At 42.3% G+C, this 13,431-nt stretch carries 9 protein-coding genes; 5 read left to right on the top strand and 4 right to left on the bottom strand.

The window, feature by feature from the left end; genetic code table 11:
• Window positions 1-210: 210 nt before the first annotated feature.
• From BQ7394_RS19390 to BQ7394_RS19370, 5 genes are all read left to right on the top strand, one after another.
• Window positions 211-1,413 (top strand): glycoside hydrolase family 88 protein, encoded by a 1,203-nt coding sequence (locus tag BQ7394_RS19390; protein WP_075558899.1) that lies wholly within the window; start codon window positions 211-213, stop codon window positions 1,411-1,413.
• 6 nt (window positions 1,414-1,419) lie between these two features.
• On the top strand, window positions 1,420-2,640 hold the full coding sequence (locus BQ7394_RS19385) for a DUF2264 domain-containing protein (protein ID WP_075558898.1): 1,221 nt from the start codon (window positions 1,420-1,422) through the stop codon (window positions 2,638-2,640).
• 47 nt (window positions 2,641-2,687) lie between these two features.
• Window positions 2,688-3,530 (top strand): 5-dehydro-4-deoxy-D-glucuronate isomerase, encoded by an 843-nt coding sequence (gene kduI / locus BQ7394_RS19380; protein ID WP_075558897.1) that lies wholly within the window; start codon window positions 2,688-2,690, stop codon window positions 3,528-3,530.
• 13 nt (window positions 3,531-3,543) lie between these two features.
• Window positions 3,544-4,335 carry a gluconate 5-dehydrogenase gene (locus BQ7394_RS19375; RefSeq protein ID WP_075558896.1) on the top strand — a complete coding sequence of 264 codons (792 nt, stop codon included), beginning with the start codon at window positions 3,544-3,546 and terminating at the stop codon, window positions 4,333-4,335.
• A 180-nt stretch (window positions 4,336-4,515) separates the two neighbouring features.
• The gene (locus BQ7394_RS19370) at window positions 4,516-5,643 is read left to right on the top strand and encodes an AAA family ATPase (protein ID WP_075558895.1); all 1,128 of its coding nucleotides are present in this window, start codon (window positions 4,516-4,518) and stop codon (window positions 5,641-5,643) included.
• Between the two features lie 118 nt (window positions 5,644-5,761).
• On the opposite strand, the gene BQ7394_RS19365 is transcribed toward BQ7394_RS19370, so the two are convergent.
• The 4 genes from BQ7394_RS19365 to BQ7394_RS19350 all read right to left on the bottom strand — a co-directional run bounded on the left by BQ7394_RS19365 (window position 5,762) and on the right by BQ7394_RS19350 (window position 13,327).
• Complete coding sequence (locus BQ7394_RS19365) at window positions 5,762-7,192, bottom strand: RagB/SusD family nutrient uptake outer membrane protein (RefSeq protein WP_075558894.1); 1,431 nt, start codon at window positions 7,190-7,192, stop codon at window positions 5,762-5,764.
• 15 nt (window positions 7,193-7,207) lie between these two features.
• Window positions 7,208-10,375 carry a SusC/RagA family TonB-linked outer membrane protein gene (locus BQ7394_RS19360; RefSeq protein ID WP_075558893.1) on the bottom strand — a complete coding sequence of 1,056 codons (3,168 nt, stop codon included), beginning with the start codon at window positions 10,373-10,375 and terminating at the stop codon, window positions 7,208-7,210.
• A 968-nt stretch (window positions 10,376-11,343) separates the two neighbouring features.
• On the bottom strand, window positions 11,344-12,840 hold the full coding sequence (locus BQ7394_RS19355) for a butyryl-CoA:acetate CoA transferase (RefSeq protein ID WP_075558892.1): 1,497 nt from the start codon (window positions 12,838-12,840) through the stop codon (window positions 11,344-11,346).
• Between the two features lie 73 nt (window positions 12,841-12,913).
• On the bottom strand, window positions 12,914-13,327 hold the full coding sequence (locus BQ7394_RS19350; RefSeq protein ID WP_075558891.1) for a hypothetical protein: 414 nt from the start codon (window positions 13,325-13,327) through the stop codon (window positions 12,914-12,916).
• Between the last annotated feature and the right edge of the window lie 104 nt (window positions 13,328-13,431).

Genomic DNA, 13,431 nt, shown 5'->3' with positions numbered 1-13,431 from the left:
AGTGCGAAAACTACTTACTGAGTAGACCATCGTCTACTCGATAAGTAAGCATACCCTCTACTTATTAAGTAGACGACTCTCTACTTAGTAAGTAACTTTTGACGTACTTATTATGTTGTTAAAAGACTTTTTCGTCATGTGTTGCCTGTTTTTAGAATATAAACCTGTATATTTGCCACAAACTTAAAAACTTAATAACCTATTTTTATCATGAATAAATTTCTTTCGTACGGAGTGTTTGCGTTCACAGCCTTGTTGGCTTCTTGTGATTCGCAACCCAAACAGGAACCTATCGCGGATGTAATCGACCGTGGTCTGAAGGCCTCGACTGAACAAGCTCTTTTAATGGCAAAAGACCTGGAGTACCAGGAAGGCCGTCTGCCGAAAGCGATCAACAAAGAGGGAACGCTTGAAACCAGCGACTATAGCTGGTGGTGCAGCGGTTTCTTCCCGGGTGAGTTGTGGTATCTGTACGAGAACAATCCGACACCGGAACTGAAAAAGTATGCGGAAATGTATACCGATCGTGTAGAGGAAGTGAAAAATATCACTTACAGCCATGATGTCGGTTTTATGTTGTATTGCAGCTATGGTAACGGATACCGACTGACCGGAAAGCCGGAATATAAAGATGTGATGCTGACCGGAGCGAATTCGCTGGCAACTCGCTATGACGAACGCGTAGGAGCCATCCGTTCCTGGGACTTCAATAAAAAGATATGGCAATTTCCGGTGATTATCGATAATATGATGAACCTGGAATTTTTCAGCTGGGCATCGAAAGCATCCGGTGACGACCGTTTCCGTAAGATGGCCATTTCCCATGCCGATAAAACAATGAACAATCATTTCCGTGATGATTATAGCTGTTATCATGTGGTGTCTTATGATACGATAACCGGTGTTCCTCATAAAAAACAGACGCATCAGGGAGCTGCCGACGAGTCTGCATGGGCTCGCGGACAGGCGTGGGCTTTGTATGGCTTTACCATGATGTACCGTGAAACAGGAAAGCCTGAATATCTGGAGCAGGCAAAACATGTCGCTGCATTCATTATGAACCATCCGAATATGCCGGCTGATAAAGTGCCGTATTGGGACTTCGATGCTCCGGGGATTCCGAATGTACCGAGAGATGCCTCTGCCGCAGCTATTATGGCATCGGCTTTGATCGAACTGAGCCGGCTGGATAAGAGTGCGGAAGCTAAGAGCTATCTTGATTTTGCAGAACAGCAGGTCCGCTCGCTGACAAGTCCGGAATACCTGGCTGCAAAAGGTACCAATTGTAATTTCGCTTTGATGCATTCTACCGGTAATTTTCCCGGTAACAGCGAAGTAGACGTGCCTTTGAGTTATGCCGACTATTATTATGTGGAAGCATTGATGCGTTTAAAAAAACTAACAGATAAATAAGACCCTATGACTAATCTGATAAAAACAACCGCTTTTTTAGTATGTTTCCTGTGCCTATCTTTCCATGGTAAAGCACAGCAGAGCGGAGTGGGAGACCGTGCTTTTTGGGTAGAAACATTGACCCGTATTGCGGATCCGGTATTGACGAACCTGAGCAACAATACGCTTAAAAAGAATATGCCTTACGAATCTCTGTCGAAAGACAGGAGTGATTTTGCTCACTTGGAAGCTGTAGGCCGTCTGATCTGCGGTATTTCCCCATGGTTGGAATTGGGGCCGGATAATACACCCGAAGGTCAGTTGCGTGATAAATATATCAAACTGGCTGTAAAAGGTCTGAAGAATGCTGTGAATCCGGAATCTCCCGACTATCTGGTGTTTGGAAAACCTTATCAGCCTTTGGTGGATGCCGCTTTTTTGGCACAGGGTCTCTTGCGTGCAAGAACGCAATTGTGGGATAATTTGGATCCACAGGCAAAAGAATGGATGATCACAGAGTTTAAACGCAGTCGTTCTATTAAGCCTTGGGAGAATAACTGGCTGTTGTTCGCGTCTATGGTTGAGGCTGCCCTGTTGGAGTTTACAGGTGAATGTGATATGGATCGTCTGACATATGGTGTTAAAAAATTCCGTGATGATTGGTATAAAGGAGATGCACTGTATGGTGACGGACCGGCTTTCCACATGGACTACTACAATAGTTTTGTGATCCACCCGATGCTGACAGATGTATTGCTGATCATGAAAAAACATAATCTGGAAGGTGCGGATTTTGCTGAAAAACAGTTACCTCGCCTGACCCGTTATGCTGAACAGCTGGAACGTTTTATCTCTCCGGAAGGAACTTTCCCGGTAGTGGGCCGTTCCATCGTTTACCGCTTTGGAGCATTCCACGCATTGGCACAGGCTAGTTTGATGCAGGTATTGCCGGAACGGGTGAAACCGGCGCAGGTGCGTTGTGCGATGACTGCTGTGATCCGCAACCAGATGAAGTCGCCGAAGAACTTTGATTCAAACGGTTGGTTGCGTGTCGGTTTTACCGGAGAACAAATCGATATGTCAGAGTCTTATATAAATACGGGGAGTGTCTATTTATGTTCTGTAGGTTTGTTGGCGCTGGGATTGCCTGCTTCCAACGAATTTTGGTCGGCTCCTTATACGGAGTGGACGAACCTGCGTGCCTGGAAAGGTGAGAGTGATGTAAAAGCCGATCATGCGCTTAAGTAATTGAAAATGGAGAATTGAAAATTGAAAATTAAAGATAGAATAAGAAGATGAAAACAAATTATGAATTGCGTTATGCTGCGCATCCGGAAGATGCAAAGCAATATGATACGAAACGTATTCGTCGGGATTTCCTGATCGAAACGGTTTTCGCACCGAATGAAGTGAATATGGTTTATTCCATGTACGACCGAATGATCGTAGGTGGTGCTATGCCTGTCGGCGAAGTATTGAAACTGGAAGCGATCGATCCGTTGAAAGCTCCTTATTTCCTGACCCGTCGTGAAATGGGTATTTTCAGTGTAGGCGGTCCCGGTATTGTGAAAGCCGGTGATGCTACATTCGAACTGGATTTTAAAGAAGCGCTTTACCTGGGTTCGGGCGACCGTGAAGTAACTTTCGAAAGCAAGGATCCGAAGAATCCGGCTAAGTTCTACTTCAATTCTACCACGGCTCATCGTAACTATCCGGATAAGAAAGTGACGAAGGCGGATGCCGTTGTGGCTGCTATGGGGTCGCTGGAAATGTCGAACGACCGTAATATCAACAAGATGATCGTGAATCAGGTATTGCCGACCTGCCAGTTGCAGATGGGTATGACCGAACTGAAACCGGGCAGTGTCTGGAACACGATGCCGGCACACGTTCACAGCCGTCGTATGGAAGCTTATTTCTATTTCGATATCCCTGAAGATCAGGCTATCTGCCACTTTATGGGTGAGGTAGACGAAACCCGTCATATCTGGATGAAAGGCGACCAGGCTGTTTTATCTCCCGAATGGTCTATCCACAGTGCGGCTGCTACTCACAACTATACTTTTATCTGGGGTATGGGTGGTGAGAACCTCGATTATGGCGATCAGGATTTTTCTAAAATTACAGACTTAAAATAAATCGAATACTAAAATGGTAAATTTCTCATTAGAAGGAAAAGTGGCACTTGTAACAGGTGCTTCTTACGGAATTGGTTTCGCACTGGCTACTGCCTTTGCCCAGGCAGGTGCAAAGATCGTTTTCAACGATATCAAACAGGAATTGGTAGATAAAGGTCTGGCAGCTTATAAAGCGGAAGGCATCGATGCAAAAGGATATGTTTGTGATGTAACCAGCGAAGAGCAGGTAAATGCAATGGTTGCCCAGATCGAGAAAGAAGTAGGTGTGATCGATATTTTGGTAAACAATGCCGGTATTATCAAACGTATTCCGATGCATGAAATGTCGGCTGCCGAATTCCGTCAGGTGATCGATGTGGATTTGAATGCTCCGTTCATCGTTTCAAAAGCAGTTATTCCTTCCATGATCAAAAAAGGTCACGGAAAGATCATCAATATCTGCTCCATGATGAGTGAACTGGGACGTGAAACCGTTTCTGCCTATGCAGCAGCTAAGGGCGGTTTGAAGATGCTGACTCGTAATATCGCTTCCGAATACGGTCAATATAACATCCAGTGTAACGGTATCGGCCCGGGTTATATTGCTACTCCGCAGACGGCTCCGCTTCGCGAAACTCAACCGGACGGCTCACGCCATCCGTTCGATTCTTTCATTATCGCAAAGACACCGGCTGCCCGTTGGGGAACTCCGGAAGATTTGATGGGACCGGCTGTATTCCTCGCTTCCGATGCATCCGACTTCGTAAACGGACATGTATTGTATGTTGACGGCGGTATCCTGGCTTATATCGGAAAACAACCCTGATAATTTAGTATACAGTAAAGACAGTTGTCTTTATAGATAAAAAAGATTCCTTCCGGGAGAAATTCAGATTTCTTTCGGAAGGAATTTTATTTTCTACCGGATGGAACTAAAATCGGATTCCGATTACACTATGATGATTATTATAAGATAATAATTATCTTTGCATAAAAAGGAAATTGTATGACACTGATAAATAATCCATTCGTAACCAGTGGTTACATCGCTCCCGAATATTTTTGTGATCGCGAAAGGGAAACGGAAGAGTTGTCTCGTTGGCTGATCAACGAAAATAATGTGGCTATCATCTCTACCCGGCGTATGGGAAAGACCGGATTGATTCGACATTGTTTTCAATTGAATGAAATAAAGGAGAATTATTATACCTTCCTGATTGATATTTATGCGACTAAAACGCTCCGTGAGTTCGTTTTCCAGTTAGGAAAAGCGATTCTGACTACTTTAAAACCGAAAGGGCGGAAGGCATGGGAAGTGTTTGTTAATAGTTTGGTTTCTTTAAAGGCTGGCTTCTCATTGGATATGTCGGGAATGCCACAATGGAATTTGGAACTGGGAGATATCAAATCACCGGAAACGACTTTGGATGAAATCTTTCATTATCTGGCTGTATCCGATAAGCCTTGTGTTGTTGCAATCGACGAATTTCAACAGGTCGCTCAATATCCGGAAAAGAATACGGAGGCATTGCTACGTACTTATGTCCAGCATTGTAACAATGCTCATTTTATATTTGCCGGCTCACAACGTCATCTAATGGGAGAAATGTTCATTAGTCCTGCCCGTCCTTTTTATCAAAGTGTATCTATTCTACATTTGTCGGCAATCGATAAACAGAAATACATAGAGTTTGCACAACATCATTTCAGAATGGCTCAAAAGAATATTGATGTTGCAGTCATTGATTCTTTGTACGATCGTTTTGAAGGAATCACCTGGTATCTGCAAAAAATATTGAATATTCTTTTTGCAATGACTCCGAAAGGAGAGGTTTGCAATAGCGAAATGATTGAACAGGCCGTGGACTTTATTCTGGATTCATATTCCTTTACTTATTCCGAATTGCTTTATCAATTACCGGAAAAACAAAAAGAATTGATGATTGCCATTTGCAAAGAAGGAAAGGCAACGGCGCTGACTTCCGGAAAGTTTATCCATAAATATAGTTTGCCGTCGAGTAGTTCGGTTCAATCGGCACTAAAAGGATTGCTTGAAAAAGATTTTGTTACTAAAGAGGGAGCCTTTTATATGGTTTATGATCGCTTTTTCTCTTTGTGGCTAAAACGGAATTAAAAAAGCCGGGACTTATATCACTACAAATCCCGACTGTCAAAATTAATGTGTGTCTTGTAAATAATAGGTTTTTAATTAAGGCTTTATTGATTTATTGAAAAACGGAATATCCTTTTCGTTATAATGGATTCTGTTCCATCAACGGATTGGCGTCCATTTCTTGTTTCGGGATCAGGAACAGAAGTTCTTTTGCTCCTGCTTCAAAGTAACCGGCTTTGTCCCAGAATGTTTCGTTATGTCCTTTGTTGCGTCTGTCCATAGCGATATTCAAACGTTTGATATCGAACAGGCGGAAACCGTCTCCCCACAGATCGCAACGGCGTTCCATCAAAATGTGCTGGATTAAAGCTTCACCTGTTACAGTCGGTTTCTGAGCTTCCGGATCACGATTTTTAGTCAGTTCAAAAATAACATCCTGTGCCTCTGTATCTTTATTCTGACGCGCGAGAGCTTCTGCCTCGATCAGATACATTTCTCCGGATTTCATGTAGATGTAATCGTTAGTCCAGTCTCCGAAACCAGTGAATTTGTAGCCTACACGGTCCTCATCAAACAATTGTTTACGCTGATCGGTATCCGCCATATAATCAATGATCTCCGTGCTTCCTAATTTGAAACTGCCCATCGAGGCATATCCTCCGAAATTAGGGTCTACATGTGAGAAGAAAGATGCATAACTAGTCTGTTGCTCATCGATCAAAAGGGCTCCCCAAATCCATTCGCTGTCATTCGAATCATTCCATCCATTTTTATAGTTGCTGGTCAACTCGTAGCCTTGACGTGCCTTGTTTGCCATATCGGCGGCAGTAGCCCAATCACCGGTAGTCAAAGCAAAACGGGCTTTGAAACCTTGTGCCACATTCAGGTTGATATGTGATTTGTTCGGACGGGATTCGTCTGATTCGGTCAGTAATGTTATTGCCTGATCGATGTCACTGAAGATTTGTTCATAAACCTCCTGAACTGTGGAACGGGGCTTGGATTCTCCGCTGTTATCCAATACCAATGGAACTCCCAGTTGGGTATTATTTCCATTATAATCATAGCGATAAGCGAACATTTGCACTAATTGCCAATAGGAGTAAGCCCTGTAAGCATATGCCTGTCCTTTAATATTTTTGACAAGACTTTCGTTTAATGCCGCATCGGAAGCATTGTCTACGTTTGCCAGGAGCAAATTGACATTATCGATAATATCGTAATAGTAGGACCAGGCAAATTCCAAATCAGCAGAGTTGATATTCCGGTTATTCAGATATTGATACCAGGAAACGAACCAGCCATATCCACGTTCCAATTGCAGATAATCATCCGCCATGAAATCAATAATGATATCGATAGATTTTTGACCGAACCGTCCGTGATTGTCATAATAAGCATATGTGGAACGGTGAATGCCATTCAGTGCTGTTTCCGCACCATTTACCGTAGAGAACAGGTCTTCGTCTGTAACACTGTTAGTCGGAACTCTTTCCAGATAGTCCTCGCCGCATCCCGAAGCCATCAGCAGGGATGAACAGATTATAATATAGGAAAATATTTTTTTCATTGCTTGATACATGTTTTAGAATGTGACATTAATACCTAAACTTACTACGCGATTCGGCACGTATGTATAATCGGCTGTTCCGTTGAAGCTCTGTTGCGGATCCATACCTTTGCGTTTACTCAACAAGAACAGGTTATCGCCGGTCAGGAAAATCTTACAGTTCTTCATATCCAGTTTTTTCTGGATAGTTTTCGGTAACGTATAAGAAAGCGTTACGTTCTTCAGAGCCAGATAACTGGCATTTGTCAACCAACGTGAAGATGCTGCATTGGCAGCCGTATAGTTATTCTGCAAGCGGGGAACATCTGTTATGTCACCCGGTTTTTGCCAGCGGTCCAGAATATCCGTAGACCAGTGTGTACCAAATGATCCCGGATGCATCAAGCCCAGGTAATTGGAGTCGTACATCTGACCTCCGATTTGATAGCTGAAGAAAATGGATAAATCGAAGCCTTTATAACTAAAGCTGTTTGTGAAGCCACCATATAGGTCGGGTATAGCATCACCCATATAATAATAGCTGGCTGCATTCTGGTCTTTAGTTGTTTCACGACCGGTTACGTTACCTTTGTCGTCTGTAATGTCCATATAATACAATGCGCTACCGTCCGTCGGATCCACACCTGCATATTCACGCAACCAGAAATCATAAATTGAATGTCCTTCAGAAAGTTTCTTTGTCCCGTTAATGATCTCCTGTGCTTTGCCGTCAGAGTCTTTCGGCATCTTTGTGATCTTGTTTTTGAAGAATGTGGCATTCAGGTCAAGACTCCAGTGGAAATCAGTCTTTTTGAAGATATCGAATCCCAATGAAACTTCCAATCCGGTATTTCGCATGGTTCCGATGTTCTGCCACATATATTCGATACCGGTAGACTGTGGTCTCGGAGCTTTAAATAACAAGTTGCTGGATACACGGTTGAATACGTCTATTTCACCGCGAAGGAAGTCGAACATGGCAAACTCAGCACCAACATTCAAATTGGAGTTCTTTTCCCATTCCAGTTCCTTATTCAAAAGCTGGTTATGAACGGCTCCGTTCAGAGTTCCGTTGTTTTTATCATCAAACGAATATAGGCTCTGCCATCCGAAATAGATCGGATCTCCCCATTCGTCCAGGATATTGTCGTTACCTTGCTGTCCGTAAGAAGCTTTCAGTTTTAGGTTGTCGATCCAATGGATATCTTTGATGAAATCTTCTTCACTCAAGCGCCAGGAAGCTCCCAATGACCAGAATGTACCCCAACGGGCATCTTTGTAAAAACGTGAGGTTCCGTCGTAACGGAATGAACCGGACAAATAGTACTTATTGGCATAATCATAATTTGCCTGGAACAGATAACCTTCCAAACTGTATTCGTTCGTGTAAGAAGTAGAACCTTCCGCTACGGAACCGGCAACGATTTCTGTTGTCGGAACTGTAAAACCTGTACGGGTAGCTTCCAGATAACGGTATGTATACATATAGTTTTCATGTCCTCCCAGCAAAGCCAAATTATGGTTCCCGAATGATTTGTTCCAGGTCAGGATCTGGTTGAATGTATATGAATTCTTTTTGATATAGTTCTTGGTAGAACGTCCGGATACACCTTCTGCATCACCATACATATTATTCTGGTAAGTCGTTTTGTAGTCATTACTGATATCTGTATTACCGGAAATTTTCAAAGTGAAATCTTTCAGGAATTTAATTTCTGCAGATACACGAGCGGAAATCATGTTACGTTCCGTAGAGCGGTCATCGAGCGGTAAGGTAACCATCAGGTTTGAATTGGGTGCATATTGGCGTGTATGGCCGTCCCAGGCATAAGGAGAATTACCTCCACCCATATCATACATAATATCACCGTTCGCATTTCTGACGATTTGTCCATTGCCGTCATATTGATAGATCGGATAAATCGGAGCCATCATACGTCCATAATAGAACGGATTGGTTGTGTAAGAACCTTCTGCCAGGAAACCGTTTTGCTTGGAAGTCGCACCGGATAAACCTGCATCGACTTTCAACCACGAATTAATTTGGCTCGTTAATCCGACGCGTCCGGTGAAGCGTTCGAAATCAGACCATTTGACCATTCCTTCTTCATTTGTATAGGACGCAGAAGCAAAAAATGTAGAATTCTGTCCACCTCCATTTACGGAGACATTATATTCCTGACGTAAAGCCGTACGTGATAACTCTTTATTCCAGTCGTCATTATATAACAGACGGGCGTTAGGATTCAGCTTTCCATCTGCCCCAATCAACTGGTCGTTTGCTACGTTATAGCTATTATATCCTCCTAATTTACCAACGATACCATTTTTATCGCCTCCGCTAGCCGTTGCAGCAGCTTGTTCGGGTGTATATCCATTGTTGTTTACCAATGCATTACGCCAGCCTTCCCACATTAATTCATAGTATTCTCCTGTGCTTACACGGTTGTATTCTGGAATTGCACGTGAAACGACACCTAAATTAACTTTTGCATTCAACTGTACTTTTCCGGAGGTTCCTTTCTTGGTCGTGATCATAACTACGCCATTTGCGCCGCGGGCTCCATACAAAGCAGCTGAAGTGGCGTCTTTCAATACTGTGATACTGGAAATATCTTCTGTATTGATCGTACTGATATCACCATCGAACGGTGCACCGTCTACAACATATAACGGATCGTTCGATGCATTTACTGAGCCAACGCCACGGATTTGGATTTTAGCATTATCTCCCGGCATACCGGTACTTCCCGTAACCTGAATACCCGGAGCTGCACCTTCTAAAGCTTTTGTCAATGAAGCAGCCTGAAGATTTTCCAGTTTTTCAGTTTTGATATTTGCAGCGGAACCTGTAAATGAAGATTTTTTGGCTGTTCCGTAAGCAACGATCATAACTTCGTCTAACTCGGTTGAAGCTGTGTTCAACACGACATGCATAATGTTTTGAACCGGAACTTCTTTTCCAACCATTCCAACATAAGAAAACATGAGAGTCTTTGTGGTGTTGGGAACTTCCAATGAAAAGGCACCGTTATGATCCGATACTGTGCCGATAGTTGTACCTTTCACTATTACAGAAGCACCAATAATGGGTTCATTGTCTTCTGCGGAAATAATGGTACCTGTTACTTGCCTCGTCTGAGCAATCACCATACTGATTCCTATAAATAGGAATAGCATTGCTAAAGTTAACTTTTTCATCATAGACATTTTATTAGGTTAATAAAAATATATTTTACCAGAGTCTTTGAAGAACTATGTCTATAAATCAATGTTATAATACCAATTTGCGAGATGAGCAAAATGTTACCCAAAATGTTTGTTTTTGATCAGTAAGACATCATAGGAGAGAATATCTACCATCGTCTGACGATAGTACGGTTTACAATTTGACTTTTTACAATTCGTTTTTCTCATTGTACAATAAAAATATCCATATCGAAAAAAGAGCTATTAGCCGGTATGAGGATTTTTTTTCATGATAATATTTCTTTTTGCATAAAAATAAATTGTAATTATGATATATTTGTTTAAATTGCACAGCTTTTCATAGTGAATTTAAAAATGACTATGGAAAAATAGCAGTTACAACCTTAAATTCTTACTAGTTTGAGCAAAGAATGATTCAGTTCATATTAAATTCAAGATTTAGTCGATATAAGCTGAATATTACTTAAAAATAACTGTTAGCACGATTGTAAACATACAGAGTTCTTCAAAGACTTTGTCACTGGTTTTGTGTATACTCTTCTTTATCTTTTAGTATTAATGACTTCACATCAACAAAAACATCGGATACAAGCGTTTTCGTAGAGGCGGGAGATTAGCAGTAGATAAATTATTTGCTCGCAAGTACCTGCGGATGATGAAAATCCTGGTTTGTGGTTTAAATGGGTTGGATTATTGTTGTCTGTTAGTGAATTATTTATGTTGATAAATTTATACAACTCTCCGTTATAATTTTTAATACATACGAATTTGTTACGGTATAAAGTCGGTATATCATCTTTTTACTTTGAATATGCAATAGCTAAATTTGCTAATGAAAACTCGTTTTAAACGAAGCATAATCTCGTTTAAAACGAGATTTAGGCCGGCTGCAGTTGAAAATGGGGCAAAAAAATCCCGAAATGTTTTCACTTCGGGATTTCTTGTATTATATAAGGTAGCAATTACTTGTTGTACTTGCTCCAGTCTACATTGTGCATGTCGCCGCTGGCTGCCAGTTCTTCGTGGAAAGCGAAGCAACATTTCAGGTTCTGCGGAGTATGACCTTTCACACCCATTGCCAGATATTCTTTCAATAACGGTTGGTAATCCGGGTGAACACAATTGTCGATAATGCAGTTAGCGCGTTCGATCGGAGATTTTCCACGCAGGTCGGCTACGCCATATTCAGAGATGATAATCTTTACCGAATGTTCGCTGTGATCCAGGTGAGACACCATCGGAACGAACGCACTGATCTTACCGTCTTTGGCTGTAGAAGGAGTGGTGAAGATAGACAACATCGCTGAACGAGTAAAGTCACCAGATCCACCGATACCATTCATCATTCTTGTTCCTGATACATGAGTAGAGTTGATATTACCGAAGATATCGGCTTCCAGAGCCGTATTGATTGCGATCAATCCAAGACGACGAGCCACTTCCGGATTGTTAGAGATTTCTTGCGGACGAAGAAGAATCTTGTCTTTGAAGAAATCGAGGTTACCGTAAATTTCACGGATTACTTCATTACTTACAGACAAAGAGCAACCGCTGGCAAATTTAACGCGACCTTCTTTCATCAGGCTGATAACAGCATCTTGGATAACCTCAGTATATACATTGAATGCCGGAATTTCTTCGTTAGCTCCCATACAGCCTAAAACAGCATTGGCAACGTTGCCTACACCGCTCTGCAGAGGAACGAATTCTTTCGGCAGACGGCCGGCTTTGATTTCGCTCACCAGGAAGTCGGCAACATTCTTACCGATAGCCATTGTGACGTCATCTAGCGGAGAGAACTTACCGCCTTCGTTCGGTTCTTCTGTTTTAACGATACCGACGATCTTGGCAGGATCAACCTTTACGTAAGGAGTCCCGATACGGTCTGACGGAGTATAAACAGGAATTTCACGGCGATAAGGAGGATCTGCCGGTTCATAAATATCATGCATGCCGCGAATCTCTTTCGGGTGGCGACTGTTCAATTCGATAATGATACGGTCAGCCATCCGGCATATAGTCGGCAGGATACCAACACCGCTGGTAGGAACAATTTCACCGTCTTCCGTTACATCGGCAGCTTCGACGATCGCTACATCGATTTTTCCAAGGAAACCGTAACGCAGGTCCTGTGCCAGTTCAGAAAGGTGCATATCGTAATATTGCGCTCCGTGTGAATTCAACAGTGCGCGGAGGTCTTTATTTGACTGATATGGAGTACGGAACTTGATTGCATTTGCACGTGCCAGTTCGCCGTCTAGTTTATCGCCTGTAGAAGCGCCGGTAAACATACCGATCTGGAAAGGATTACCTTTTTCGTGTTCTTCCATCGCTTTTTTGGCAATGGCTCCCGGAACGACTTTCGGACATCCGGCAGGGGTGAAACCACTGAATCCTACGTTATCGTCGTGATGTACGAACGAAGCAGCTTCTTCAGCTGTGATGAATTTTAAAGCCATGATATTATTTTTTATTAGATAAATACTTATAAGTCAGCTAAACGGCTGCAAAGGTATTAAAAAAGAAAATAGATCAATACTTGCGGTTAAGTATTTCTGAGTAAATAACAGCTTTTCTTAACTCTTCAGCGTTATTGAACTCAATATCCTCTAAAAGGGCATGTTCCTCTTCGGTCGGAAAATTCATGATCGGGGATGAACTGACTTTAGGTTTGTGGATTTCCTGTTCCGCAGCCAGGAAAGGATTAGGTTGCCGTATCTCTTTTTTCTTTTTCTTATTTTCTTTCTTTTCAGGAGGAGTGGTTACCTCTTCCAGTATTTCCCAAAAACCTTTGCCAGAAGGAGTATGCACCTCTTTAGCCGGCTCGTATTCAGGTTGTCCCAGCACCTGAGTCGGGCGTTTTTTCTTGTTCTTTGAACTGAATAAACCGCTCACTGCTGCAACTATCAGGAAAACAATATATATCCAATCGCCCAGGTTATCCATAACTTTGATTATTTTTGCACTCCAAATGTACGAAGATTTATTGAATAGTGAAAGAGGAGAGAATTATAAAGGGTATAAAAGTAAATAAGGGTAACTTCACAGCC

It is taken from the genome of Parabacteroides timonensis (genome assembly GCF_900128505.1).
GTDB lineage: Bacteria > Bacteroidota > Bacteroidia > Bacteroidales > Tannerellaceae > Parabacteroides > Parabacteroides timonensis.
Note: the sequence above shows the minus strand (reverse complement) of the source record. Positions and strands in the feature narration are given on the sequence as shown.

Excerpts from the sequence above, each read along its gene's own strand:
- BQ7394_RS19360 (WP_075558893.1), bottom strand. The coding sequence starts at position 10,375 with ATGATGAAAAAGTTAACTTTAGCAATGCTATTCCTATTTATAGGAATC.
- BQ7394_RS19370 (WP_075558895.1), top strand. The coding sequence starts at position 4,516 with ATGACACTGATAAATAATCCATTCGTAACCAGTGGTTACATCGCTCCC.
- BQ7394_RS19390 (WP_075558899.1), top strand. The coding sequence starts at position 211 with ATGAATAAATTTCTTTCGTACGGAGTGTTTGCGTTCACAGCCTTGTTG.
- BQ7394_RS19355 (WP_075558892.1), bottom strand. The coding sequence starts at position 12,840 with ATGGCTTTAAAATTCATCACAGCTGAAGAAGCTGCTTCGTTCGTACAT.
- BQ7394_RS19365 (WP_075558894.1), bottom strand. The coding sequence starts at position 7,192 with ATGAAAAAAATATTTTCCTATATTATAATCTGTTCATCCCTGCTGATG.
- BQ7394_RS19385 (WP_075558898.1), top strand. The coding sequence starts at position 1,420 with ATGACTAATCTGATAAAAACAACCGCTTTTTTAGTATGTTTCCTGTGC.
- kduI (WP_075558897.1), top strand. The coding sequence starts at position 2,688 with ATGAAAACAAATTATGAATTGCGTTATGCTGCGCATCCGGAAGATGCA.
- BQ7394_RS19375 (WP_075558896.1), top strand. The coding sequence starts at position 3,544 with ATGGTAAATTTCTCATTAGAAGGAAAAGTGGCACTTGTAACAGGTGCT.
- BQ7394_RS19350 (WP_075558891.1), bottom strand. The coding sequence starts at position 13,327 with ATGGATAACCTGGGCGATTGGATATATATTGTTTTCCTGATAGTTGCA.